Annotated in this window: 24 protein-coding genes and 1 pseudogene; 8 read left to right on the forward strand and 17 right to left on the reverse strand. The window is 28.5% G+C overall.

Annotated features, from left to right (window positions below; translation table 11 throughout):
• Positions 1–11 precede the first annotated feature (11 nt).
• The 7 genes from WAO74_RS05995 to WAO74_RS06025 all read right to left on the reverse strand — a co-directional run bounded on the left by WAO74_RS05995 (position 12) and on the right by WAO74_RS06025 (position 9040).
• Positions 12–401, reverse strand: coding sequence for a hypothetical protein (locus WAO74_RS05995; protein WP_422160384.1), 390 nt, complete (start codon positions 399–401; stop codon positions 12–14).
• A 57-nt stretch (positions 402–458) separates the two neighbouring features.
• Positions 459–3815, reverse strand: coding sequence for a hypothetical protein (locus WAO74_RS06000; RefSeq protein WP_422160385.1), 3357 nt, complete (start codon positions 3813–3815; stop codon positions 459–461).
• Between the two features lie 81 nt (positions 3816–3896).
• Complete coding sequence (locus WAO74_RS06005; protein WP_422160423.1) at positions 3897–4382, reverse strand: methylated-DNA--[protein]-cysteine S-methyltransferase; 486 nt, start codon at positions 4380–4382, stop codon at positions 3897–3899.
• A gap of 6 nt (positions 4383–4388) precedes the next feature.
• Complete coding sequence (locus WAO74_RS06010; protein WP_422160387.1) at positions 4389–5099, reverse strand: hypothetical protein; 711 nt, start codon at positions 5097–5099, stop codon at positions 4389–4391.
• Positions 5100–5102: 3 nt separating this feature from the next.
• The gene (locus WAO74_RS06015) at positions 5103–5867 is read right to left on the reverse strand and encodes a TatD family hydrolase (RefSeq protein ID WP_422160388.1); all 765 of its coding nucleotides are present in this window, start codon (positions 5865–5867) and stop codon (positions 5103–5105) included.
• Positions 5868–5948: 81 nt separating this feature from the next.
• Entirely contained in the window at positions 5949–8876 is a 2928-nt protein-coding gene (locus tag WAO74_RS06020; RefSeq protein ID WP_422160390.1) for a T9SS type A sorting domain-containing protein, read from the reverse strand.
• Between the two features lie 11 nt (positions 8877–8887).
• Positions 8888–9040: a hypothetical protein gene (locus tag WAO74_RS06025; protein WP_422160392.1), complete on the reverse strand. Its 153-nt coding sequence runs from the start codon at positions 9038–9040 to the stop codon at positions 8888–8890.
• A 239-nt stretch (positions 9041–9279) separates the two neighbouring features.
• Here WAO74_RS06025 and WAO74_RS06030 point away from each other — a divergent pair, with 239 nt between their 5' ends.
• The 4 genes from WAO74_RS06030 to WAO74_RS06045 all read left to right on the forward strand — a co-directional run bounded on the left by WAO74_RS06030 (position 9280) and on the right by WAO74_RS06045 (position 13306).
• Positions 9280–10020: a LytR/AlgR family response regulator transcription factor gene (locus WAO74_RS06030; protein WP_422160394.1), complete on the forward strand. Its 741-nt coding sequence runs from the start codon at positions 9280–9282 to the stop codon at positions 10018–10020.
• A 9-nt stretch (positions 10021–10029) separates the two neighbouring features.
• Complete coding sequence (locus tag WAO74_RS06035; RefSeq protein ID WP_422160395.1) at positions 10030–11523, forward strand: sensor histidine kinase; 1494 nt, start codon at positions 10030–10032, stop codon at positions 11521–11523.
• Positions 11524–11588: 65 nt separating this feature from the next.
• A complete protein-coding gene (locus WAO74_RS06040; protein ID WP_422160397.1) occupies positions 11589–12941 on the forward strand; it encodes a DEAD/DEAH box helicase in 1353 nt (450 codons plus the stop codon).
• A complete protein-coding gene (locus WAO74_RS06045; RefSeq protein WP_422160399.1) occupies positions 12941–13306 on the forward strand; it encodes a Na(+)-translocating NADH-quinone reductase subunit F in 366 nt (121 codons plus the stop codon). The genes WAO74_RS06040 and WAO74_RS06045 overlap by 1 nt, the downstream gene beginning before the upstream one ends.
• 120 nt (positions 13307–13426) lie before the next feature.
• Here the strand turns inward: WAO74_RS06045 and WAO74_RS06050 are convergent, their stop codons facing one another.
• Complete coding sequence (locus tag WAO74_RS06050; RefSeq protein ID WP_422160400.1) at positions 13427–14749, reverse strand: APC family permease; 1323 nt, start codon at positions 14747–14749, stop codon at positions 13427–13429.
• Positions 14750–14910: 161 nt separating this feature from the next.
• Positions 14911–15759 (reverse strand): OmpA/MotB family protein, encoded by an 849-nt coding sequence (locus tag WAO74_RS06055; RefSeq protein WP_422160402.1) that lies wholly within the window; start codon positions 15757–15759, stop codon positions 14911–14913.
• Positions 15760–15874: 115 nt separating this feature from the next.
• Here WAO74_RS06055 and WAO74_RS06060 point away from each other — a divergent pair, with 115 nt between their 5' ends.
• Together WAO74_RS06060 and WAO74_RS06065 are read left to right on the forward strand one after the other, a co-directional pair.
• Positions 15875–16867, forward strand: coding sequence for an FAD:protein FMN transferase (locus WAO74_RS06060; RefSeq protein WP_422160404.1), 993 nt, complete (start codon positions 15875–15877; stop codon positions 16865–16867).
• A 76-nt stretch (positions 16868–16943) separates the two neighbouring features.
• Positions 16944–18266 carry a hypothetical protein gene (locus tag WAO74_RS06065; protein WP_422160405.1) on the forward strand — a complete coding sequence of 441 codons (1323 nt, stop codon included), beginning with the start codon at positions 16944–16946 and terminating at the stop codon, positions 18264–18266.
• A 1-nt stretch (position 18267) separates the two neighbouring features.
• Here the strand turns inward: WAO74_RS06065 and WAO74_RS06070 are convergent, their stop codons facing one another.
• From WAO74_RS06070 to WAO74_RS06095, 6 genes are all read right to left on the reverse strand, one after another.
• Positions 18268–19038, reverse strand: a complete 771-nt coding sequence (locus WAO74_RS06070; RefSeq protein ID WP_422160407.1) for a class I SAM-dependent methyltransferase — start codon at positions 19036–19038, stop codon at positions 18268–18270.
• A gap of 14 nt (positions 19039–19052) precedes the next feature.
• Positions 19053–19427 (reverse strand): GxxExxY protein, encoded by a 375-nt coding sequence (locus WAO74_RS06075; RefSeq protein ID WP_422160408.1) that lies wholly within the window; start codon positions 19425–19427, stop codon positions 19053–19055.
• A gap of 39 nt (positions 19428–19466) precedes the next feature.
• Positions 19467–20270 carry a type I methionyl aminopeptidase gene (map, locus tag WAO74_RS06080; RefSeq protein WP_422160410.1) on the reverse strand — a complete coding sequence of 268 codons (804 nt, stop codon included), beginning with the start codon at positions 20268–20270 and terminating at the stop codon, positions 19467–19469.
• A gap of 91 nt (positions 20271–20361) precedes the next feature.
• Complete coding sequence (locus WAO74_RS06085) at positions 20362–20961, reverse strand: thioredoxin family protein (protein ID WP_422160412.1); 600 nt, start codon at positions 20959–20961, stop codon at positions 20362–20364.
• 2 nt (positions 20962–20963) lie between these two features.
• Positions 20964–22481: a 2,3-bisphosphoglycerate-independent phosphoglycerate mutase gene (gpmI, locus tag WAO74_RS06090; RefSeq protein WP_422160414.1), complete on the reverse strand. Its 1518-nt coding sequence runs from the start codon at positions 22479–22481 to the stop codon at positions 20964–20966.
• Positions 22482–22527: 46 nt separating this feature from the next.
• Positions 22528–22785 (reverse strand): hypothetical protein, encoded by a 258-nt coding sequence (locus tag WAO74_RS06095; protein WP_422160416.1) that lies wholly within the window; start codon positions 22783–22785, stop codon positions 22528–22530.
• 168 nt (positions 22786–22953) lie between these two features.
• Here WAO74_RS06095 and WAO74_RS06100 point away from each other — a divergent pair.
• Together WAO74_RS06100 and WAO74_RS06105 are read left to right on the forward strand one after the other, a co-directional pair.
• Positions 22954–24699, forward strand: a pseudogene (locus tag WAO74_RS06100) (aromatic amino acid hydroxylase).
• Positions 24700–24711: 12 nt separating this feature from the next.
• Complete coding sequence (locus WAO74_RS06105) at positions 24712–25026, forward strand: rhodanese-like domain-containing protein (protein ID WP_422160418.1); 315 nt, start codon at positions 24712–24714, stop codon at positions 25024–25026.
• Positions 25027–25033: 7 nt separating this feature from the next.
• Here WAO74_RS06105 and WAO74_RS06110 read toward each other — a convergent pair whose 3' ends face one another.
• The gene (locus WAO74_RS06110) at positions 25034–25687 is read right to left on the reverse strand and encodes a response regulator (protein ID WP_422160420.1); all 654 of its coding nucleotides are present in this window, start codon (positions 25685–25687) and stop codon (positions 25034–25036) included.
• Between the two features lie 46 nt (positions 25688–25733).
• A partial coding sequence (locus WAO74_RS06115; protein WP_422160421.1) for a sensor histidine kinase occupies positions 25734–26023 on the reverse strand: 290 nt, incomplete at its 5' end.

Below are 26023 nucleotides of genomic sequence, written 5' to 3' on the forward strand. Positions count from 1 at the left end.
TCTAAAATAAATTATGCGAATTTGGGAGGTTGAAAAATGCTTGGTTTTTCGAAGTTGGTATAACTTTCTTTGTAGAAGAAATTAGATTTAGAAAGTAATGTTTTTTGTTTTTTTAGATTAAATTTTTCTACATTAATTTCTAAAATACTTACCAAATGATTAAAGTGATTCGAATTATGTTTAAAAGGTAAATCTTTATGTTCTTTATGGTTTAAATTTTCGCTAATTTTTTGATCTCCATAATGTTTATATAAAAATTCTATAAAACTATCGCCATATTTTTCTTGATGAAACTGCGCATGTTCTAATAACACATTTAATTTTGAAAAAGTTTCAAAATTAATGTTTAGACTCTGTAAAAGAATCATATTAGAAAGTAATATTGCGTAGAATTTCATCATACTTCTGTAAAAATACTATATTTTTTAATTACTCTGTGTAACAATTAATACATTGATTTAAAAATTTGCTCGTAATTGAACATTTCCAGAATGAATACTTTGTGAATTTTCACTCTTTCTGCCAAAATAACTTAAATTTAAATTTAAAAAAGAATTTAATTTTTGATTAAAAACAACATTCCATGTATAGTTTTTACCCGCTTGCAAACCCTCAAGCATTTGATAGGCAACTGGCGTGTTTGCATTGCCTGTAAAATTATTCTGAAAAAAAGTAAGGTTTGCAGAAATTTGATTCTTTTTTTGGCTGATGTAAAAATAATCTAAGCCTAATTTATGTTGATCTAATTCTTCTAAATTAAACAGTAGATTGCGCTTATTTTTAAAATGATAAAAGCCAGAAAAACGATGATTGTCATTATATAAAAAACTAATTTTTGGTTGGATTTCGTTTGTAAGAACTTGATAGTTTCTATCATTAAAGTTTTCTGTATCTAAATTGTTCTCACTATTTTTTAGCAGTATTTCTAATAGCCAGAAATTACCAATTTTGTGTGCAAAATCTATTTGATGAAGAGCACTTTCGTTCTCTTGTGTGCCAATAAAATATTGTTGTTTAATTCTAGCACTTGCAAAGGTATAACTTGTGCTATATTTTTGAATATTTTTATTAAAATACAAACTGTTTCTAAAATTATAATTTAGGGCAATTAGTTTGTTTTCGGCTAAATCAAACGGATTTAAATTAAACGAATTACCATTTCTTTCTTGTTCATTTTCGACGGTTAAAAAACTTTGGTTGTAAAAATGAGAGAGTATTTTTTTGAGTCCATTTTTGGTTTTCCAATCAATAAAATTTAAAGTTATCGATTGTTTCCATTTCGCTTTTTGAGTAGCAATAAAACGTAAATTGGGTTTTGGTAATCGTAAATATTCTGCTTGATCTTGAAATAATGCAATTTCAAATTCATTAAAATCTTTAACACCATCATTATTATAATCAATCCAAGTATAAAAACCCAAACCAGGTTCTACTTTTACATACACATAATCTTGCCTAGCAACATTGCCAGAAGAAGTTTCGTAAGTAGAACCAAGTGTTATAAAATTTTTAGCTATTTTTTGGTTGTAAACTATTTTAGAATTTAATGTTTTTTCATTTTCCGAAAAATTATTATCCGTTAATCTGTAATTGGCATAAACACTTAAATTGGTATTCTTGTTTTTTATCAATTTACTTTTTATGTAAAATGTTTTTCTGTTGTTTATTTCTTGAAATCGATTTTCCTTAATACTATCATTAGTTCTATAATTCACGCCAAATTTTACAAATACTTTTGCAGTATCTCCAATACCCAAATAAGTTTCAAACTCTTTGTAGCGATGACTTGTTGCTATAAATTCTTGAGTAGTATTATTTTTTCTTGTATTGTTTTCAAGATTTGTAAAAGCGCCAACCCAACTTTTAGAAAAAGAATGCTCAACCTTTGCAATTGCTCTAAGAAATGAGTTTTCTTCTAAAGTAGAGGAGTTTTTTAAAAAACTTCCGTCTACAAAAAAGGTTGTATTTTTTGATTTTAGTTTAGATGTTATTTCATGTTTTATACCACTAAAAATAGAGGTATAGGTTAAATTATTAAATCTATACAATGCATAATTTTCTTTATTTTTCTCTAACAATAATTCCGATTGAAAATAATTTTTAGTCCCATTATTAGTAAGTAAATTCCAATCTCTATTAAATTCGATAGACTCCCAGCGTTGCAAAGTTTTAAAGTTTTTATGAGCATATTCGTGGTTTATGCTACTTTTTAATTTCCATTTTTTATCAATTAAGAGTTGTTGCCAACCAATTTTTGCAGCCAATGCTTGGTTTTGATTATCATCTATAGATGAAAATAAATTTGCATCGTTGTTACTTAAAGCCATTTCAGAAGAAAAAGTGGTTTTTTCTGTTGGGCTATAATTCGATTTTACAACAAGAAATTGTGATTTTGTTGGCGCAACTAAACGCACAATCGGACTGTAGTCACCTTGATTTGTACCTACGTATAAAAAAATATTTCCAATTGCAATGGTGTCATCTAAAACATAATCGCCATTATTTTGTCCAACATTTGTGTAGGTAACATTGTATAATTCGTCTGTTTCATTAGTGGAGTATTCAAAAAATTCTACATTTCCATTAATTACTTTTTTATATAAAATTTTATTTTCATTAAAAGAATCTAAAAACGCACTTTCAGAAACCATTGCAGCTGCATTATTACCAGCATTTGCCAATATTTCTTTTTGATTATTAGATAAACTTTGTTGCAAAGGTTGGTTTTTTGCATCATTTTCACTGTAGAAAAAGCCTGAAATACTGAATTTTTCTCCTTCATAAGCTGCTTTTTCGTAGGTTATAAATCGTGTATAATTTCTTTCAGCATATTGGAATTCCACTGTAATTCTCATATCATTTGTAATTGGGTACGTAGTATTAAATATAATTTCGCCCAAATTGTAATTTATGATGTAATCTTTGTTTTCTCCACGTTCAATAGGAATACCATTTACATACACTCTATCACTGTCTTCTATTATTAAAATTACAGCTTCGTTATTATTACCAAAAAGTTTGTAAGGGCCTTGATTGCCTTCTACACCAACAAACTTAAAATTATTAAATTTTCCGCGAACAATAGCGCCAGAAGCAGTAACTTCTAATTCGTCATTTAATGATGCATTTATATTTAAACCAGATACTTGTTTGGTAAAAGGCACAAAAAAGTTTTCTTTATTTTCTAGTGAAATATCTCCTGCTTTTACGTTCCATTTTTCAGTAAAAAGTTCTAAAGAAATACGATCGAAATCTGTTAAGTTTTGTGAGTATCCGTTTTCTTGAATGGGAATATTGGTATCAAAAATATTTGCTCTTAAAGTTAAATCTTTAGAGAGTTTTCCTGAAATCTCTAAATCTAAAGATGAGTTTGTAACCACATTTTGGTTGTTACCACTGGTTATTCCTCTTGTAATAAAACCTCGGGTTTGCAAACCTTCAAATAGTTGAATGTCTTTGGCTTCTTTGTTAGTGGTTAAACTATATAATTGAGCTTGGTTTGTATTGCTTTGTATAATATATTTTTCATCAAATGGGGTGTAAATTTTAGTAACAAAATCTGGAATTCTAAAATATTCCACTGTAATTTTTTGATATTTTCGAGCATCGATAATTAAAATGGCCTTACTAAAATCGATTTGATACGCAATACTTGGAATCGTATTATTTAAATTGTCTAAAATTTTAAATTTTTGGGGATTAATGGCAACAGAATCTAACTGAATCGTGTCTTTTTTTACTTCAATTAGTATCTTTCTAAAATCTGTTGATGTAATTTGCGATTGGATAGAAAATCCAATACATAGAAATAACAAAAAAAGACTTTTTTTATACATACAGCATCAATATGTAAAGAACGTAAAAATAGTTTTTTTATGCTTGGACTTTTATTAAAATTAGAAAAGAGATTGCTGTTTCACAGGGTTTTCATGCTCTAGTAACCATTTTTTACGCCAAATTTTACCTGCATAACCTGTTAAAGAACCATCAGAACCAATTACTCTATGACAGGGAATAATAATCCAAAGTGGGTTTTTACCATTTGCAGAGGCAACAGCTCTTATGGCTTTCATATCGCCTAAAGCTTTGCTTTGTTCTAAGTAACTTGTTGTTTTTCCATAAGGAATTTGTAATAAAGATTTCCAAACTTTCTTTTGAAAAGAAGTTCCTTTTGGATTTACAGTTAAATTAAAACTGGCTCTTTCACTCTTAAAATATTCTTCTAATTGAGTTACACAATCCAGCAAACATTCAGGAATTTCTGAATTTAGTAATTCATCAGAAATGGTATCATCATCTAAAATAGAAACAGATTGAATTCCGTTTTTATCGCCAACAATTTTTGCGATTCCTATGGGTGTTTTTTGGTATGTGGTTTCTATTATCAATTAAAGATTATATTTTTTTCTTAACTCTTTTGCTTCATTGTCAGAGGTATAATTCATCATTAATAAACCTTCTGTAGTATTTAATTTTCCTAAATTAATTTTTGAAGCAATAAAATTTCTTGCTTCATTTGTTGACTTGTAGTTATCCCTAAAAATAGAAATTAGTTTTTTAACAGGTGCATTTTTAAATTTATTTTCTATAATCTGATAGGAAAGAAAGTCGTGTAGTAAATTTAATTCTCTTTCCGAATTTAGTTGAATCTGTTTTTTAATTTGCATTTTACTTGCTTTAATAATGATGAAGTTTTCAGTTCCTAAAGTGTAACTAGAATTAAAATCGTTATTATAATTTTTTAATTTACCTTCATAATCATTGGTAATTAATTTGATATCTGTAACTGAATTAAATGGAATTTTAATTTCCCCATTAAAAATAAATTCTTCTGTAGTGATTTTTAAAGTTCCTGTTTTAACGACTTGCAGATTTTCTTTAGAAAACTTAAGAATTATATATGATAATACAAATATAATTCCTGAAATAAAAACGATAAAAGTTAAAATTGAATTTAGAAAATCGATGCTTAAATATTCATCATTGATATTTATAAATACTATAGAAATTAAAAGTAAACCAAGACTAAAAATTAAATAAGGTTGTGGATGACTAAAATTAAAAAAGTTTGATTTGGCTTTGATGGTATTAATTACCATAGTTTATATTCCAAAAACTTCTTTTGAATTCTGGGTAGTAATTTCTGAAATTTCTTTAAAAGAAAGGTTATAAATATCAACTAATTTATCAATTACATTGGTAATATAAGCAGTTTCGTTTCTTTTTCCTCTAAAAGGAGTTGGCGCTAAATAAGGTGCATCTGTTTCTAAAACAAGGTGTTTTAGATTAATTTCGTTTAAAAATTGATCAATTTTACCGTTTTTAAAAGTAACAACTCCACCAATACCCAATTTCATATTGTAAGAAATAGCCTGTTTTGCCTGTGCTAAAGTTCCTGTAAAACAGTGAAAAATTCCAAATAAATCTTCTCCTTTTTCGGTTTCTAAAACTTCAAAAATCTCATCAAAAGCATCTCTGCAATGAATTACAATAGGTAGTTTTTTCTCTTTTGCCCATTGAATTTGCGTTCTAAAAGCTTCTTGTTGTTGTGTTAGAAAAGTTTTATCCCAATATAAATCGATTCCAATTTCACCAATGGCATAAAAGTCTTTTTTATCAACCCAGTTTTTTACATGATTTAATTCTTCTAAATAATTTTCTTTAACAGATGTTGGATGCAAACCCATCATTAAAAACACATCCTTTGGATATTCTTTTTCCAAAGAAAACATTTTTTCTGTGTAAGAAGAGTCTATTGCAGGTATAAAGAACCTAGAAACACCTGCATCTTTTGCACGCTGAATCATCGCTTTTCTATCTTCATCAAATTGTTCTGAATATAAATGAGTGTGTGTATCTGTAATCATCAAAAAAAAGTTGAATATATCTCAACAAAATTAAGGTATATTCAACTTTATAAGAAATGATATCAATTTATTTCATCAAAATTAAAAAATTAATTTTTTAACAACTTGCTGTAAACCAATTTTTACTTTAAAAAGATAAACTCCTTTTGATAATTTCGGTATTTGAATCTGTTCTTTGAGGTTGTTAATTTCTCTGTTTTTCATAACTTCTTTCCCAGTAATATCATAGATGTTTAATGTTCCTTTTGGAATTCCTAAAACAGTAATTGTAGAATCATCAGATTTATAAATTTGAATTTTGGAATTAGCAACATCATCTACGTTTAGAGATTTTTGTTGAAAATGAAGGAAAAATCTTCCAGTTTCAGAATCCTCTTTTTGATGAGAAAATTGATAATTATCATTCGTAATTTCAGTAAAAGTGTTATCTGTTTTATCTTCTAGATATATTTTTATATCATCTGAAATGTCGATTTCTTTTAAAGAAAGTGTAATTTCTGTTTCTTCTTTTTGATAAACTCCAAGAGGAATTATGAAATCGTTGTTTTCTAATTCAGGTAAAAACTGAATGGCAAAAGGCACGTTTTTATTGTCTTCTAAAAGATGTGTGTAGATTGATAAATTATTTGTTGCCCCAGAAAAAACAGCAGCATCATAAGTTACATCTAAACCTTTGGTCATTCCATTTTTAAAAGCAATTGTGGTTTCTGAAATATTGGTATCATCTTTTATTTGTAATACCATTTTTTTTGTTGGGTTTGTTTTCAAAAATAAATCTCCTTGTTGATGCGTTAACATGCTTTTATTAATGTCTATTGTTCCCCCACTAACTTTAGATTTTACAAAAAAACCTTGTGCTGGTGCAATATATTTAGCTCCTAAGCCATTTCCTATAGGTTCGTAAGAAGTCGTGTTTGGGTTCCAAACATAGATATTTGCAAATTCAGGATCCAAATTGTCTGCATTTTCAGTTAGGAAATTTTCATTTTCATCAGCATTTGTATTTGCATTTATAAATGCTGGATATGGATTTCCAACTAAATTCCAGCCATCTAAATTTTCTGTGATAACATAGTTGTTTAAATCAGTTGCTTTTAATTTTCCTGTAAAGTTTAGAAAAGCATTTTCAGAAGTTTGTATAGAATATCCTTTTCCTTCAATAAAATCTCCTGTATCATCAGCACCATCTTGATAATAAATCCATCTTGGATTTGTGTTATTATTGTAAAAACCAATACCTCTGTTATTTCCTTGACCTTCTGCAAGAGCAGTTGCAGCTGCAAAAACATCAATATCGAAATTAGTAACAGGACTAGATAACATATGCCAATTGTTACCACTTACATATCTTAAATAAATTAAATCAGCAGGATTTAGATTAGTTTGATTTCCTCTTAAAATAAAACTTCCATTTCCATTTGCAAAAGATTCAACCTGTATATTAGCTCCATGATCTAAATTTCCATTTACAGTTAAACTAGCATTAGTTTTTATAGTTAGATTTTCATTTATTGTTAGATTATTTACAACATAGCTTTGATTAAAATTTACTTTTGGAGCATTTACAACATCAGCTAGAATTACATCATCTGATGCTGTAGGTACTGCATTTACATCCCAATTTCCAGCAGTATTCCAGTCTGTGCTTATAGCTCCTGTCCAAGTAAAAATTTGATTGAATAAACCAGTAAAATTCCCAGAAATATAAGCTTTACCTGCATTTACAAAAGTATTTCCTCCATTAGTAACATCATTAAAGCCAGCTCCAACAATAAAGTGAATGCCATCAAAATCTATAACAGAATTGGAATAAAATGTAAAGGAAGAATCTCCACCTCCATAAAAGTCATTTAACTCGCCATCTGAAGGTGCTATTTGTCCAACTTGATTCCAAGTATCATTATTATTTTTAAAAATAAAAGCAGTTCCAGAAACAATATTAGTTCCATTTGGTTGCTGTACAGATGCACTTGGTGCAGAAGCTATAAAAAAATCTCCATTTAATGCGATACTTTTTCCAAAACTACTAGTACTGAAACCTACTGCATTTACTTTTTGGATTTGACTCCAAACACCATCTACTTGATTCACTTTAAAAATATATACACTATCTTCTCCAGGTGCTCCAACAGCAATATAATCTCCATTAATATCAATACCAAATCTCCCAAAACTAGTATACTGGTTATTACTTCCTTTTAACTTTTGTGTTTCTAACCAAACATCATTTACATCATCTTTTTTAAAAACAAATACACTACCACTCCCTATTAAAGGGTTTAGATTGTCTACATCTGTGTTATTATTACTACCTAAAATAATGTAATTTTCTGATATAGCTAAAGAAATTCCAGAAACATCAGACACCTCTCTATGACTTGGAACTAGTTTCTGTATTTGATTCCATTCGTCATTTACAGCATCTTTTTTAAACACATAAGCAGAACCAGCACTTGCGAATGTATTATTGCCAGCTAAATCATGATCCTCATGTGGAGCACCAACTACCAAATAATCACCATAACTATCTATAGAATCTCCAAAATAGTCACCTGTGCTAATATCTGAAGAACGAATTCTTTGAATACCGACAAAATTATCATTTCCATCATTTTTATAAATCATTACAGAGCCTGCTGGGTTTTGAAATTGAGCTTCATTTAATCTATCAGTTGGTGCTGAAACAAAAATATAATTTCCTTGAATATGCACAGTTGTGCCAAAATATTCATCTATACTTTGCCCAACAAAAGCCGTTATTTTTTGAATATGAACCCAATTTCCATTCTCATCTTTCTTAAACACATTTGCAGCTCCTGTTTGCTCATTTTCATTTGGGGCACCAACTACTGCATAATTACCATCAATAGAGACAGAGTTCCCAAAATGGTGACTTGCACCTTGTACAGGTTGTTCAATAATCTGCTCTCCATAATTATCTTGAGCAATTATTGTTTGATTAAATAAACATATTCCAATAATCAATATAATTTTTTTTAATTTTTTCATCATATTTTTTTTTAAAATCCAGTTCCTGGAGCTTCTGGGCTTGAAGCTTGCGATTTTTTTGGGTGTAACATTATATAGGTACCTAATGCAGTTAAAGCAAAATATTTACTATAAATTTTCATTTTTTTTAGTGCTTCTTTTCTGTCTATAATTTCTTTTGACATAACTTCTTTTATTTTTGAATCATTTTAAATTTAGTATGATTATTCACGAACTAATTGTGCTATTCTATTTTTGGACATATCTCTTGTATTTTTTGTGATATTCAGTTTATATTTAGAGTAATTCTAATAAATAATTAAATATGAATTATATTTGGTTGATTATGAACTGAGTGAGTTGAAAAGGAAAAGAATAAAACCTTATAGCTTACTATTTTGTAATATGTATAAAAATTGTCTAAATGATTACAGCTATATTAATTGATGATGAGCAAGATGCTATAGAAAGTTTAGCTTGGGAAATTAAAACCTTTTGTAAGGAAATTAATATAATTGATTCATTTACAAATCCAGAAGATGCTATTTCTGCCATTAACTACTTAAAGCCAGATTGTGTTTTTTTGGATATAGAAATGCCAAAAATTGATGGTTTTCAATTATTATCTCATCTAAAATATCGTGATTTTGATTTGGTAATAACCACAGCTTATGATAATTACGCATTAAAAGCTTTTAGGGAAAACGCCATAGATTACTTACTAAAACCAATTGACAATGATGACTTGGTAAAAGTTGTAAAAAGAATTAAAAAAAATAAGTTAAACAAACAACTTGGCTTTTCTTTACAAGACTTGCTATTACCCTCAGAAAAAAAAACAAAAAAAATTGCGATTCCTTCTAGTGGAAAAATTATTTTTTTAAATATAGCAGAAGTTACTCATTGTAAATCAGATGGAAATTATACAACTATATATTTAGAAAATGGTGAAAAACACTTGTATTCAAAAAAAATAAAAGATGTATTTGAAGCTTTTAATTCTGATTCTATAATTAGGGTGCATCAATCTTATTTAGTGAATATCAATTATATAAGAGAATATGTAAAAAGCGAAGGATACTATTTGATTTTAGAAAACAATAAAACTATACCAGTTTCTAGACCTAACAGAGCATACATTTTAGAAGCTATGAAAAGAGTTTAATTTTAAGGAATGTTAGAAGGAATTCGTAATTTTTATGATGTTAATCCTCTTGGGATTTTTTCTGTTTTTATAATAGGTTTTTTGATTATTATTCTAATTCAAAATATTTTTTTTTACAGAATTTATAAAGATAATGCTTATTTATGGTATGCAATTTATGCTTCAATAATAATTGTAGATCAAGTTATTGTGAATTCAAGTATTTATTTTAGAACAGTTTTAAATTCTAGTTTGCCTTTGCCAAATTCACTTCATACTTCTTTTGAGTGGTTGTACAATAGTGCTTATTTAATTTTTGTAACAGAGTTTGGAGGACTTTCTTTATTTAAAAGTAAAACATCAAAAAGGATTAAAAATATTGTCAAATATTTGGCTGTTGTTCTTTTAGGTTTTTTTATAATCGATTTATTTTACGATTTTTATTTAGTGAGAAGAGGCTTCCTTTTCATTTTAGTACCTGCATTAATCATTTTAAGTATTTTTATTTATTATCATCTTTTTAGGATGAAAACTGCTATTAAATATTATATTATTATTGGTAGTTTGGCATTTTCTATATTTTCTATTTTGGCATTAACAAGCTCTCTTTTTGGAAGTAGTAGTTCTTATTCTTCTTGGTCTTATTTTTATGTTGGTGTTTTTATAGAGAATATATTTTTCTCTTTAGGTTTGGCAAAAAAGCAGAGTTTAATTTTAGAAGAACGAAACGAATCTCAACAAAAATTAATAGAACAGTATAAAGAAAATTCAGCACTAAAAAACTTACTTACAGAGAGATTAGAAAAAGAAGTTGAAACCAAAACCACAGAAATTGTAGCTTTAAATAAATTAGCAGAAGAAGAAAGAATAAAACAATTAGAATTGGCTTTCGAAAAAGAAATTGCAGAACTAAAAGTTTCGTCTTTACAAAGTCAAATGAATCCACATTTTATTTTTAATTCTTTAAACTCTATTAAACTAAACATCATTAAAAATAATAAGGAAAATGCAGTTTATTACTTGAATAAGTTTTCTAAATTAATTCGTAAAATATTAACTATTTCAAGAGAAAAAGAAGTGTCTTTACAAGATGAAATAGACACTTTAGAACTCTACGTAAGCATAGAAAATTTAAGATTTAAAAACCAGATAGAATTCTTAACACATATTGATAAAAGTATTAATTTAGAAACAATTAAAATTCCACCATTAATTTTACAACCCTTTGTAGAAAACGCAATTTGGCATGGTTTATCTCCAAAAGAAGGAGAAAAAAAGTTAGTGTTATCTATCACTAAAACAGATCCAAACTACATAGAAATAGCAATTGAAGATAATGGAATAGGAAGAAAAAAAGCGCAAGAGTTTAAAGCGCAAAAAATGTTGAAAAGAGAATCTATTGGTTTAAAACTTACAGAAGAAAGATTAGCGGTTTTTTCTAATCATTTAAAACAGAAACATCAAATAATATTCGAAGATTTAGACGTTGGAACTAGAGTTATTGTAAAATTATTTATTGATTAAAAACACTTTTAAAATCATAAATTACATGCTTTAAAGAAAACGTATCTTTGCATAAAATTTAGAAAATGACTTTTAAAGATTTAGATTTATCAAATCAACTACAATATGCTATTGATGATTTAGGTTTTGACCAACCAACACCCATTCAAGAACAAGCATTTTCTATAGTTAGATCTGGAAAAGATGTGGTTGGAATTGCGCAAACAGGTACAGGAAAAACCTTTGCATACATGTTGCCAATTTTAAGAGATTTAAAGTTTTCTAAACAATTACACCCAAGAGTTTTGGTTTTGGTGCCAACTCGTGAGTTGGTTTTGCAAGTAGTAGATGAAATTGAAAAACTATCAAAATATATAAATCTACGCGTTTTAGGTGTTTATGGTGGCACAAATATTAACACCCAAAAACAATCTATTTTACAGGGGCAAGATATAATTGTGGCAACTCCAGGTCGTTTGTACGATTTAGGTTTAAGCAATGCTTTAAAGCTAAAATCGATTCAAAAATTGGTGATAGATGAAGTCGATGTAATGTTAGATTTGGGCTTTCGATTTCAATTGATGAACATTTTCGATATTCTTCCAGAAAAAAGACAAAACATTTTATTTTCTGCAACTATGACAGAAGATGTAGATGAATTAATTTACGATTTTTTTAAAAATCCCACTAAAATTTCTGTGGCTGTTAGTGGAACTCCTTTAGATAATATTGAGCAGATTTCTTATAACATTCCTAATTTTTTCACCAAAGTTAATTTGTTAAATCATCTTTTAAAAGACAGAGAAACTTACCATAAAGTATTAATTTTTGTTGGTTTTAAAAGAACTGCAGATTATTTATTTAAACATTTAGAAGAAGTTTTTGGTAGTGAAACCTGTGTAATTCATTCTAATAAAACACAGAATTACAGAATACGTTCTATTCGTCAGTTTGATGAAGGAAACAATAGAATTTTAGTTGCAACAGATGTAATGGCTCGTGGTTTAGATTTCGATAATGTAAGCCATGTTTTTAATTTTGATACACCAGATTTTCCAGAAAATTACATGCACAGAATTGGTAGAACTGGTAGAGCAGAAAGAGCAGGAAAAACGATTTTATTTTCTACAGAAAAAGAACAAGAAGCAAAAGCGGCCATTGAAGAATTAATGGATTTTAAAATTCCGCTTTTAGAACTTCCAGAAGAGGTTGAAATATCGAAATTATTAACAGAAGATGAACGACCAAAAGAAGAGCATGAGCAATCTAAAAACAGAAGCAAATTAGAATATGTTCCTGGTGATGCTTTTCATGAAAAAAGTGAAAAGAATAGCAAAGTAAATTTGGGTGGTTCTTATAGAAGAGAAATTGCTAAAAAATATAAGAAGCCACAAACTAGAGGAGACAAGAATTACAATAAGCGTAATAAAAAGAAGTAATGCAAATTTTATCAGCACAAGAATTGCATAATTTGGCAATGAATATTGTTGGAGAAAAGTTAGAAAAAATGGGCTATGAATTCCAAGCCATTAATAGCACTTTAAAAAGACATCCACAATTTGTATTGTTTAAAAAAGGAGAACCCACCATATTTGTGTTGGTAAAAACAACCAGTAATTTACAAAACCCTAATGAATACGATGTTCTTTGGATGGAAACTTTTAAAGAACATGCCAAAAAACAAAATGCCAAAGTTTGGTTTGCTGGTGTTGGCATTGCCAATGCAGAAAGTGTAGAAAATCCTGTTTTTAAAGATCAGCCTTATTATGTGGCTTTTGAAGATTTTTTAAAGATTTTAGAGTAGGTTCGTTTAACGGTCTAGTATAAGAATAGTAGCGGATTTGCACACACTAACTTTTCGGTTAAACCCAGACCTTTTTTATATTTACTTACTTTGGTTTTAGCGATTAAACCGCTATTATTTTTATACATTGTTATGCCCAGTTTTTTTATTAGATGAAAATTTCCAAGCTCCTAATGCAAGTAATATATATATTATAACTATTGCCATCATTTGTTTCCAGTTGTTTGTTAATTCGTAGTAAAGAATTAAAATTCCACCAATACTTAATCCAATTATTGATAATACTGTCAAAAAAGTAGATGAGTTCGTTTTTTTTCTAATTTTAAAATTAGCAATTGCCATAAGTAACGAAACTAAAAGAAAAGTAACACTACCAAATTCAAGAATTAATTCCAAACCACCAATTGAGATTAAAATACAAGAAATTACTGCCATAGCAATAATTGCATTTTGAGGACTATTATTTTTTCGGATGGATAAAATTTGAGGAAAATAACCGTCTTTCGCAATTACAGACATTTGACGAGAAGAACCAAAAACAGTTCCACTTATAGCGCTACTTGTGGCTAAAATTGCTCCGAAAATAACAAGATTCGTTCCCAATGAGCCTAATACATTTCCAGCACCTGATGCAAGTGCAAATTCTTTATTCTTTATAATTTCTTCAGTTGGTATTGCAAATAACGCACCCATTGCTATAACTACATAAATTACTACAGCTAATGAAATTGCACTGTAAATTGCTCTTGGTATATTTTTTTCTGGATTCGTCATTTCATTAACTGCATTAATTACTAATTGAAAGCCTTCAAAAGCAACAAAAGTTAATGAAGAAACTATCAAAATTGAAAAAACACTTGATTGTTCTAAATCTATAGTCATATTTCCAATGAATGTATTGAAATCAGTAGTTCCGTGAGTCATTAGTACGATTGAAATAATTGTTAAAACTATAAGTTTTGTATAAACCATTAAGTCTTCAATTTTTCCCATTCCATTTACGCTCCAAATATTTATTAAAGTGAAAATTCCAATAACAGCAATTGCAATACCTTTTCTAATCCAAATATTATCTGCAAAATCAGTACTACTAATTGCGTACGATGAAAATGTATAAGCATATAAGGCTAATGTGCTTATATAACCGAAAATTATAAACCAGCCTATTGCAGAAGCAGAGAAATTTGATTTTGGATATGTTTTTTTGAAAAAAGAATATGTTGCTCCTTCATCTCTATAATGTAGTCCTAATTTCACATATGAATATGCTGCTAAAGAGGCTATAATTCCTCCGATTATTATTGCAATTGGCGTTAGGTTTCCAATTAAAGAAACTGAAATTCCTAAAATTGTAAAAATTCCACCACCAACCATTCCGCCAAGAGCAATTGCAATCAGTTCAGTAAGTCCTAAATTTTTATTTCTTTTTCTATGCTGTGTCATTTTTCAAATTGGGCATAACTAAACTTGATAAAGTGAGTTTAAATTCATTTTATCAGAAGTTAAACGAAGTTAGTAGATTTTTTTGAGAATGTCAAGTTTGCATTAAAACAAAAAACCAACTCTTTCAAGTTGGTTTTAAATATCATTAAAAAAGTTAAAAATTATTTAGTAGCATCTTGCTCTAACAATTCGAAGAATTGATTTAATTTAGGCATGATAATAATTTTAGTTCTTCTGTTTTTAGATTTGTTTTCAGCAGTATCATTTGGCGCTAATGGCACATAAGAGCTTCTACCTGCAGCAATTAATCTTTCTGGTTTTACACCATATTTATACTGTAAAATTCTTGTAATAGAAGTAGCTCTTAAAGCAGATAGATCCCAGTTGTCTTGAATTAAATCTCTTTTAATAGGCGTAGAATCTGTGTGACCTTCAATCATAACTTCCATACTAGGTTGGTCGTTTATTACTTTCGCGATTTTTTCCATTACAGAATATGCGTTTTCATTTATAGTATAACTACCGCTTTTAAATAAAAGTTTATCAGAAATAGAGATAAAAACCACCGTTTTTTCAACATTTACTTCGATATCTTTATCTTGAATACCTTCTGTTAGGTTTTTTGTTAAATGAAATTTAATAGCAAGGTTTAATGAATCTTTCTGAGTCATTGCTTTTCTTACACCATTAATATATTTGTCTTTTTCACTTAATTGCGAAATTACATTTTTAATATTATCAGAAGAAGATTGTGTTAAAACTGTTAAGTTTTCAACTTGTTTTAAAGCTGTTTTTTTATCTTCTTGTAAATATTTTACTTGTTCAGTAAGGGCAAAAAATTTGGCATCTTGCTTTTCTTTTTCTATTATACATTTTTGTAAACTTGTCTCTACATTTAATAACTCATCCTTTGTTTGTTTATGCGTTGTTTCCAAAGCAGCATATTCTTTTTTAGAAACACAAGATGCTAATATAATTGCAGACAATACTAATATTGATAATTTCTTCATCGGTTTTTTAAATTAAATTTAGGTCACAAATTTAACAAAATACAAGCATAAAAAGTAGTATTAATAAAGATTTATGATAATTTTATGTATTATTTTTGTTAGAAAGAAAAACTTAATGATAGTTAAAAAAACGTTTACTATTCTTGCATTTTTAATTATTTTCATTGCTTGTAAAAGCGAAAAAGTTAAAAAGGATTTTACACTAGAAGGCTTCGTTTTTGGAACAAGTTATAAAATCACCTATTTAAATGCAGATAAAAACTATCAAGAATCTATAGATAGTATGTTTTTAGCTTTTAATAATTCACTTTCAACATACATACCAACTTCAGATATTTCTCGAATTAATACTGGGGATTCTACGATTATTATCGATGATTTTTTTAGCGAAGTTTTTAAAAAATCAAAGAAAATTTATAAAGAAACTGATGGTTATTTCGATCCAACAGTAGGTAATTTAGTAAATGCTTATGGCTTTGGTCCAAATAATGAACAGAGAAACTTAATTGATGAAGAGGTTAAAGCTGAAATGCAGTTTGTTGGTTTTGATAAAATTTCTTTAGTAAATGGGAGAATTATAAAAGAAAATTCGAAAATTTATTTAGATTTTAATTCCATTGCAAAGGGATTTGGAATAGATATTATTGCCCGTTTTTTTGAAGATAAAAAAATTGAGAATTACTTAATTGAAATTGGTGGAGAAATTAGAGCAAAAGGTTTAAAGGCCGAGCAAAAACCTTGGTTGATTAAAGTGGTAAATCCTATTGATTCTGATAACAACTCTGGTTATACAAACATAAATTTATCTAATAAATCTATGGCAACATCTGGCAATTACAGAAAGTTTAGAATTACTGATGATGGAAAAAAATATGTACACACCATCAATCCTAAAACAGGTTTAGCACTGGAGAGTAATTTGTTAAGTGCTTCAGTTATTGCTGCTTTAGATTGTGCAGATGTAGATGCTTATGCAACTGCATTTATGGCTATGGGTTTAGAGAAAACAAAATTATTTCTCGAAACGCACTATTTTCTAAAAGTTATTTTAATTTATTTGGATGATAAAGGGAATTTACAAGAATATAGGACAGATAACCAAAATTAGTATCAATTCTTGTTAAATTCAAATTCAATTTTTTTATATTGCAAACAAAAGAAATTAAATTAACTTGTTAAAAACTATGAAAAAATTTATACTATTTTTCTATTTATTCTCAATAACAATAGTTGGCTACAGTCAGACGAATAAAGATATTGCAGATGTATATATTAAAAGAGCAAAAGAGGCTATATCATCTTTAATTGATTTTGAATCAGCTCTTGAGTATTTTGAGAAAGCGATGAGTTATACTGATACTATCACAGATAAAGATGTGGCAATTCTAGGATCTCGTGTTTATTTTGAAACACATCATAAACAAGAATCTTTTGCGGAACAGTTAAGGTATTTAGACGAAGCTGAAAAATATTCTAAACAATATTTTGTTTTAGCCAAAAACAAATCAACTGAAGAGTTTATAACTGCTACTGAAGATTATGTTTTAATTCTTGAAACTAAAGAAGAATTAAAAGAAGAAGTTAAAAAAGTGGAAGAAGAAGAACTTCGAAAACAAAAAGAACTCCGTAAAATTGACTCTTTAAAAACAATTTGGTCTAATAAGTCTGAATTGTTATCCGTTAAAGTTGATAGTATTTATCCTTTTAATAAAAACAATATTGCTCTTTATAAAAACAAAGATTTTTATGGAATTATAAATGATGTTGGCGAAATATTAGTAACAGCCAACGAATATAAAGATGTAGTTTATTTTGATGGTTATTTTATTTTTAAAAATATACCAGAAGAACCCACAAAATTATTTTGTTTCAATTCAAATGCTAAAAGTAGTTTTCCACTAATGCCAGTTTCTGAATTTAACACACTTTCTACACACTATGGAAAAGTAATGTTACCAAGAGCAAATGGTAGATTAGTAACGTATCCTAATAATTCTTTTCAGCCTCTTGTTTATGACCTAAATGCAAGAAAAGTTGTGAAAATTGCCAATGAAGAAGACTTATTTAAGAACTTAAAAAAAGCGGATGTTATTGATAAATTTAATAATGATGGAGAAGTTAGAGTTTTAAAAGAATGGTATCTTTTTGGAGGACATTTAGGGGGTGGAATACATCCATTATATGCTACAGAAGGTTACAATCTCTTAGCATTTTTATGTTCTATAGATGGTAAAGTTTTAAATATAAATACCGATTATCAATTTATTGGAAATTTTTATAATGGTAATTTTCAGGCAATTAATTCTAATAAAACCTACTGGATTAATCAAAATGGTACTAAAGTTGCTGAACCTAAAAATGAAAATGGAACCTATTCAGGAATTACTGTAATTACCAAATTAGAAAACGGTGCTTATCAATTTACAAGAGATGGAATTATTATTTTAGGAAATGAACAACTAGAAAAAATGGTAGATTATTTAAGAAAATTTCAGAAATCAGAATAATTTATAATTTATAACAAACAGGGAGAATTTCTCCTTTCATCAAACAAAATAGCTCTAGTTTTTCTGGAGCTATTTTGTTTGTATAATCCACTTCATCAACCTTAAAACCTACAGAACGCAACCTATTAAAATAATCTCTCCCATAAACTCTTACATGATCATATTGTCCAAAAATTTCTGCACGTTCTTTTTTATCTGTTATAGAATCATCTTCAAAAGTTGTTGCTCGCGACAAATCTTGTGGAATTTGAAAAATACCAAATCCTCCTTTTTTTAGCACTCTAAAAAGTTCTTGCATCGCTTTTGTATCATCTGTTATATGCTCTAAAACATGATTACAGAAAATAACATCGTACGAATTATCTTCAAAAGGTAAATCGCAAATATCTGCTTTCACATCTGCAATCGGGCTTTCTAAATCTGAGGTAATATATTCAAGATTTTTCTGTTTTCTAAAAATGTCTAAAAAACATTGTTCTGGTGCAATATGTAAAACTTTTAATTTTTTTGCTGATGTAAAAAAATAGGTTTCATCTTTTAAAAATAACCACATTAATCTGTGCCTTTCTAATGACAAGGTTGATGGGGAAAGTGCATTTTCTCTTTGCTTTCCATAGCCATAAGGTAAAAATTTACGAAAAGATTTGCCATCTATTGGGTCTGTAAATTTGTTACCTTTTAAAGTGAATGCAATTATTGGACGCACTAAATAACTTACTTTAATTAATAAAGGTCTGGGTATTGTATTTAATATGGATTTAAAAAGAGACACGAATTACACAAATTTCACAAAAGAATTCTTTTGTAGGTTAAACTATCTTCACCAAAATTGACTAACAATCCTAATTTAATTTTAGAAGCTGCTAAATAATTTAAAGTTTGTTTTATATGACTTTTTGTTAAAGATTCTATAGCTTTAATTTCTAAAACTATTTTATTATGAATAATAAAATCTGCAACATAATAGTGAGGTAATAAATAACCTTTGTAATTGATGTTAAACTTTACTTCTCGCTGATATTGAATTCCATTATTATTTAACTCAATTTCTAAAGCATCTCCATAAACAATTTCAGAAAAACCTTTTCCTAATTCCCTATGAACTTCCATGCAAGTACCAATAATATTATATGATTCTTGTTTATGCAGTAGTGAGTTCATTTATTCTTTTTTCTTTGTGAAATTAGTGTCTAAAATATTTTACTGTCGAAATTCATCCTCTTCATTAGTAACAATACCTAGAGCTTCATTCACATATTTAAACGTAGAAAGTAATTCAGGCTTGCCATTAAGAATAGCAATATTATGTTCAAAATGTGCAGATGGTTTATTGTCTAAGGTTGTAATTGTCCAACCATCTGCATGTTGTCTAATTTTGTGAGTTCCCATGTTTATCATGGGTTCAATAGCTACAACCATTCCTTCCACAAACTTTTTACCTCTTCCTCTTTTGCCATAATTTGGCATTTCTGGATCTTCGTGCATTTTACGTCCTAAACCATGACCCACCAATTCTCTTACAACCCCATAACTATGTTTTTCGGTAAAATTTTGAATTGCAAAACCAACATCACCAACTCTATTGCCAGCTTTAAATTCTCTGATTCCAACATACAAACTTTCTTTGGTAACTTCTAATAGTTTTTTGGTTTCTGCATCAATTTCGCCAACAGCAAAAGTATATGCATGATCGCCATAAAAACCATTTTTTAATGCACCACAATCTATAGAAATAATATCGCCTTCTTTTAAAGGTTCTTTAGTTGGAAAGCCATGAACCACCTGCGAGTTTGGACTCATGCATAGTGTATTAGGAAAATCGTACAAACCTAAAAAACCAGGAATTGCACCTTGTTCTCTTATAAAATCTTCTGCAAGTTTATCCAGGTATAAAGTAGAAACTCCAGGTTTAACTTCTTTAGCAAGCATTCCTAAAGTTTTAGAAACTATTAATGCACTTTCGCGCATTATTTCTATTTCCTCTCTGGTTTTAATTTGAATCATCTTAAAAAAATTGAAAGGCAAAGTTAAGATTTTTATTAAGAATTATTTTTTGGTGAAAACAAAAGAAAATTCAAAATTAAAAAAAAATCACTCACTCACTCCTATCGTAAGAATGCTTGTATGGTTCTCCTGTAACAATTTTTAAAATATCTTTTTCTAGAGTTTCTCTTGGATATTCTACATAACGTCCTACTTCTTTGCCATTTTTATAGAAAATAAAAGTAGGTACTCTTATTATATTAAGGCCTTCTTGCAAATTGTCTGGTGTTTTCTTATCTCTTCCAACAGTAATTAATTCAAAATAATCTTGATCAAAACCAGTTTCTTCCAAAATTTTATAAAAACGGGGAGTTTCCCTTTTACTATCTCCACACCAAGTACCCATAAAACCTTTAATTGTAAAATCGTTTATAATAGGTTTTAGTTTTTCAATTAATTCTTTGTTTGTAGAATATTCTTCATATCTGCTATCAAACCAAGGTTTATAATCAGCATCATTAAAAGATTCTTTATTTACAATACCAATTAAATAACCCCTCTCATTTTTTGTATTATTATTTTCTTTTGCTTTTACTCTTGTTATTTTTTGAACTTCTTGAATTTTTTCTTCTGATTTTTTTTCAACAGTTGTTTTACTACTATTACAAGCTAAAATAAGAATACTAAAAAAAAGGATGATGTAATTTTTCATAATTATAAAAGAGATTTTTGCGTCATTTCTTCTGGCTGTTCTACACCCATTAAATCTAAAATAGTTGGAGCAATATCGCCCAAAATACCACTTTTTACTGATTTTATTTCGGTATCAATTAAAATAAAAGGAACAGGGTTTGTGGTATGTGCTGTGTTAGGAGAACCATCAGGATTCATCATGGTTTCGCAGTTACCATGATCTGCAATTAGTAGTGTTGAATAACCATTTGCTAAACCTGTTTCTATCACTTTTTTTGCACAAATGTCTACTGCTTCACAGGCTTTAATGGCTGCTTCCATAATACCTGTATGTCCAACCATATCACCATTTGCAAAGTTTAAACAAACAAAATCGGCTTCGCCTTTTTCTAAATCTTTACACAAAGCTTTTGTTAGTTCGTAAGCAGACATTTCTGGTTTTAAATCGTATGTTGCTACTTTTGGCGAGTTTCTTAAAATACGAGATTCGCCTTCAAAAGGTGCTTCTTGTCCTCCAGAAAAGAAAAAAGTTACGTGAGGATATTTTTCTGTTTCAGCAATTCTAATTTGTTTTTTACCAGCTTTTGATAAAACTTCACCCAAGGTGTTTTTAATATTATCTGTGTTATAAATAACATTTATTCCTGAAAAAGATTCATCATATAAAGTGATGGTTGTAAAGTATAAATCTAGTTTTTTCATTCCAAAATCAGGAAAATCATTTTGAGACAAAGCATTGGTTAATTCTCTTCCTCTGTCTGTTCTATAATTAAAGAATATAATTGCATCACCTTCTTTAATTTGTGCTTTTGGAGAGCCATCAGCATTGGTTATAATAATAGGTTTGTGAAATTCATCAGTTAAACCAGCAGTATAATTTTGGTTAATAGTAGCAAGTAAATCACTTGTTTTTGTACCAATTCCATTTACAATTCCATCATAAGCAATTTTAACACGTTCCCATCTATTATCTCTATCCATTGCATAATAACGACCAGTAACTGTTGCCAATTCTCCAGTTGTTTTTTTCATGTATTCTTGAATATCATTCAAAAAAAATGCGCCAGATTTTGGATCACAATCACGACCATCAGTAAAAGCATGTAAAAAAACATTGCTAACACCATTTTCTTTAGAAACATCTAAAATTCCTTTTAAATGATTAATGTGCGCATGAATTCCACCATCAGAAACCAAGCCTAATAAATGAACATTTTTATTGTTTTCTTTTGCATATTTAAAAGTATCTAACAACACTTTTTCTTTGCCTAACGTTTTTTCACGAACAGCTTTATTGATTCTTGCTAAATTTTGATATACAATTCTACCTGCACCTAAATTCATATGACCAACTTCAGAATTTCCCATTTGTCCTTCAGGCAAACCAACATGTTCTCCATCAGTTCTTAATTCTGCATTTGGATATTTATCGTATAAAGAATTGATATAAGGTGTTTTTGCATTGTAAATAGCAGATACTTTTGGGTCTTGTGTAATTCCCCAACCATCTAAAATCATTAGGATAACTTTCTTGTTCATTGTGTTGTTTTATCACGTAAAAATAAGAAAGTTTTTAGAGAACTGTTTAAAATTTTACGAAACCGATAACGTAAATAAGAATCAAAATAATAACGGAAATAATTATTAAAATTTTTGTGAATCTCTCAGTATTTTCTTTTTGTAGTTTTTCTTTAATATCTTTTAATTGATATTTTGTTGCTTTTTTATCAAAAGAAACTTGAATATTTTTACCTTCTTTAAAGTTTTTCATCTTTTCGAAAGTAGAAACACGGGTTCTCTTATTGTTTTTTAAACTGATAATCATGCCTGATATTGATCCCATAATGAAAGCATTTATATTTTATAAGTAGCAAAAAATGATAAAATGTTACAATTACAATATTCTTATTTAAAAGTGGAATTTACTTTCAAATCAATTTTTAACAAGAAAATTGAGTTTCATCATTTGTAAAATTCGTAATTTTACAGGGTAAATTTTATCAAATATTTAATGGAATCACATTTTGAAATGAATGAAGTAACTAAAAAGTTACCAAAGCATTTGCACAAGTTTGTTGTAAAGCAGCCTTACAGTGAATACACGCCTCAAAACCAGGCAGTTTGGAGGTATGTAATGCGTATGAATGTAGATTATTTAAGTAAAGTTGCGCATAAATCTTACATTCCTGGATTGGAAAAAACAGGAATTTCAATGGAAAATATTCCACATATGGAAGGCATGAACCGTATTTTAAAAGAAATTGGCTGGGCAGCAGTTTCTGTAGATGGTTTTATTCCTCCAAATGCGTTTATGGAATTTCAAGCTTACAATGTTTTGGTAATTGCTTCAGATATGCGAACTATAAATCATATAGAATATACTCCTGCACCAGATATTATTCACGAAGCTGCTGGGCATGCACCTATCATTGCAAATCCAGAATATTCAGAATATCTAAGACGTTTTGGCGAAATTGGTAGCAAAGCAATATCCTCTGCCAAAGATTATGAAATGTATGAAGCAATTCGACTTTTATCCATTTTAAAAGAAGACCCAAATTCTACTGAACAAGAAATTAATGATGCACAAGAGAAAGTAGAATGGTTGCAAAATAATATGGGTGAACTTTCTGAAATGGCAATGATTCGAAATTTACATTGGTGGACAGTAGAATATGGTTTAATTGGCACTCTAGAAAACCCTAAAATTTATGGAGCAGGTTTGCTTTCATCAATAGGTGAAAGTGCTTGGTGTATGCAAGAAGAAGTTAAAAAAGTAAATTATTCTATAGAAGCTGCAACTGTAAATTTTGATATTACAAAACCACAACCTCAGCTATTTGTTACTCCAGATTTTGCTTATTTAAGCCTAGTTTTAGACGAGTTTGCAAATACAATGGCTTTGAGAAAAGGAGGTTTAAATGGCATTCAAAAGTTAATCGAATCAGAAAGTTTAGGAACTATAGAATTAACAACTGGTATTCAAATTTCGGGAGTTTTTGATAGAGTAATTCAGTTTAAAAACAACAAAGTTGCTTATTTCCAAACCAAAGGTTCAACTGCTTTAGCAAATAGAGATAAAGAATTAATTGGCCATGGAATTGCAATACATCAAAATGGATTTGGAAGTCCGATTGGAAAATTAAAAGGGATTAATTTGCCAATTGAAGATATGAGCCCAAGAGATTTAAAAGCCTATGGAATTTACGAAGGTGAATTTATGACTTTGGAATTCGAAAGTGGCATCATTTTAAAAGGAAAAGCCATTACAGGAACAAGAGATTTAAGAGGTAAAATTTTGATGATAACTTTTGATGAATGCACTGTAACTTACAAAGATGAGGTTTTATTTAAACCAGAATGGGGTTTATATGATATGGCTGTTGGTAAAGAAGTTATTTCGGCTTATGCTGGTGCTGCAGATGTAAATTCTTTTGAAGATAGAAGCAAGGTTTCTGAAACAAAAACGCATAAAATTAAATATTCAGAAAAGGAGAGAGAGTTGTATTCATTATACCAAAAAGTGAGAGAAATGCGTGAAACAAATTCAGCATCTGAAGAAAAAATAATGGTAATAGCTCATCAATTACAAACTAATTTTGCTGCTGATTGGTTACTGTTTTTAGAGTTATAAGATTTAGCTTTACAGAATAATTATAAAATTAAAACAACTATTTTAAATATTTTAAACGATTTAAAAAGTAATAAAAGTTACACAAAGCTTATAGAAAATGGTTTAAATTTGCACCTAAATTAAAAAATAGATAACATGGGTTTATTTGACATGTTTAAAAGAAAAGATATGGGTTCAGATATTAAAGAATATTTAGAAAAAGAAGCTGTTGTTTTAGATGTAAGAACTTTAGCTGAATGGAATGAAGGGCATATAAAAAATGCAAAACATATAGTTTTAAACTTAATTCCTTTAGAAATAGAGCAAATAAAATCTTGGAATAAACCAGTGATTGCAGTTTGTAAAAGTGGAGGTAGAAGTGGACAAGCAGCTCAATTTTTAAAACAAAATGGAGTCGATGTTATTAATGGTGGTCCTTGGCAAAATGTAGATCAGTATATAGAAAAATAATTATTTTCTAAATCAGATTTCTTTTTTGCGCTTTCATTACAGCTTCCATTTTACTGTGTACTTGCAACTTTTTGTAGATATTTTCTATATGTTTTCTTACAGTAGAGGGCGATATTATTAAATTGTCTGAAATATCGTTATAATTTAGGCCTTTGCTTAATTGTACTAAAATTTCTGTTTCTCTTTTTGTTAGTTTTATTTCCTCTAATTCCTCGTTTTCAGAGGGAGAAAAATTAGGGTCTCTTAGTAAATTTAAAGTTTTTAAAGCAATGCTTGGCGTCATTGGTGCACCACCTTCTGTAACTTCAATAATGCTTTTATATAAATTTTCTGCATCAATTTCTTTTAACAAATACCCATTTGCACCTGCTTTAATGGCATTAAAAATACACTCATCATCATCTACAACAGTAAGCATAATCACTTTTATTTGTGGATATCTATTTTTAACCAACTCTGTGGCTTTAATGCCATCCATTTCTGGCATTTGTATATCCATTAAAACAACATCTATATTATGATTTTCTTCTAATTTACCAATTAATTCTGCGCCATTATTTGCGTGGAACTTTATAGAAATATCATCAAAAAAAGAAAGCTTTTCTTTGATAGCTTTTGTTAGAAAATAATTATCTTCTGCAATGCAAATTTTTAAACTCATAGCTTGGTGGGTTTTTTATAAAAATAAAGGTTTTTATAAAATTGACTTATACGTCATTTGACGTATTTTTAAATGAAACTTCCAGCTTTATTTCTGTGCCTGAATTTGGTTTAGAACTAATATTTATTTTGCCATCAATTTCGCTCATTCTTTTTTCCATATTACTTAAACCATTACCTAATTCTATTTTATTTAGATCAAAACCTTTTCCATTATCTATAATAGAAATTATAAAATTTTGATTGTCTTTAGAAATCTGAACTTCGATTTTTTTAGCATCCGCATATTTAATAGCGTTGTTAATTGCCTCTTGTATTACCCTAAAAATATTCATAC

The sequence above is a fragment of the Polaribacter sp. genome (assembly GCF_049276715.1).
GTDB lineage: Bacteria > Bacteroidota > Bacteroidia > Flavobacteriales > Flavobacteriaceae > Polaribacter.

Coding starts and splice junctions, on each gene's coding strand:
- WAO74_RS05995 (WP_422160384.1), bottom strand. CDS start 401: ATGATGAAATTCTACGCAATATTACTTTCTAATATGATTCTTTTACAG.
- WAO74_RS06010 (WP_422160387.1), bottom strand. CDS start 5,099: ATGGTAATTAATACCATCAAAGCCAAATCAAACTTTTTTAATTTTAGT.
- WAO74_RS06015 (WP_422160388.1), bottom strand. CDS start 5,867: ATGATTACAGATACACACACTCATTTATATTCAGAACAATTTGATGAA.
- WAO74_RS06020 (WP_422160390.1), bottom strand. CDS start 8,876: ATGAAAAAATTAAAAAAAATTATATTGATTATTGGAATATGTTTATTT.
- WAO74_RS06025 (WP_422160392.1), bottom strand. CDS start 9,040: ATGTCAAAAGAAATTATAGACAGAAAAGAAGCACTAAAAAAAATGAAA.
- WAO74_RS06030 (WP_422160394.1), top strand. CDS start 9,280: ATGATTACAGCTATATTAATTGATGATGAGCAAGATGCTATAGAAAGT.
- WAO74_RS06035 (WP_422160395.1), top strand. CDS start 10,030: ATGTTAGAAGGAATTCGTAATTTTTATGATGTTAATCCTCTTGGGATT.
- WAO74_RS06040 (WP_422160397.1), top strand. CDS start 11,589: ATGACTTTTAAAGATTTAGATTTATCAAATCAACTACAATATGCTATT.
- WAO74_RS06045 (WP_422160399.1), top strand. CDS start 12,941: ATGCAAATTTTATCAGCACAAGAATTGCATAATTTGGCAATGAATATT.
- WAO74_RS06050 (WP_422160400.1), bottom strand. CDS start 14,749: ATGACACAGCATAGAAAAAGAAATAAAAATTTAGGACTTACTGAACTG.
- WAO74_RS06055 (WP_422160402.1), bottom strand. CDS start 15,759: ATGAAGAAATTATCAATATTAGTATTGTCTGCAATTATATTAGCATCT.
- WAO74_RS06060 (WP_422160404.1), top strand. CDS start 15,875: ATGATAGTTAAAAAAACGTTTACTATTCTTGCATTTTTAATTATTTTC.
- WAO74_RS06065 (WP_422160405.1), top strand. CDS start 16,944: ATGAAAAAATTTATACTATTTTTCTATTTATTCTCAATAACAATAGTT.
- WAO74_RS06075 (WP_422160408.1), bottom strand. CDS start 19,427: ATGAACTCACTACTGCATAAACAAGAATCATATAATATTATTGGTACT.
- map (WP_422160410.1), bottom strand. CDS start 20,270: ATGATTCAAATTAAAACCAGAGAGGAAATAGAAATAATGCGCGAAAGT.
- WAO74_RS06085 (WP_422160412.1), bottom strand. CDS start 20,961: ATGAAAAATTACATCATCCTTTTTTTTAGTATTCTTATTTTAGCTTGT.
- gpmI (WP_422160414.1), bottom strand. CDS start 22,481: ATGAACAAGAAAGTTATCCTAATGATTTTAGATGGTTGGGGAATTACA.
- WAO74_RS06095 (WP_422160416.1), bottom strand. CDS start 22,785: ATGGGATCAATATCAGGCATGATTATCAGTTTAAAAAACAATAAGAGA.
- WAO74_RS06105 (WP_422160418.1), top strand. CDS start 24,712: ATGGGTTTATTTGACATGTTTAAAAGAAAAGATATGGGTTCAGATATT.
- WAO74_RS06110 (WP_422160420.1), bottom strand. CDS start 25,687: ATGAGTTTAAAAATTTGCATTGCAGAAGATAATTATTTTCTAACAAAA.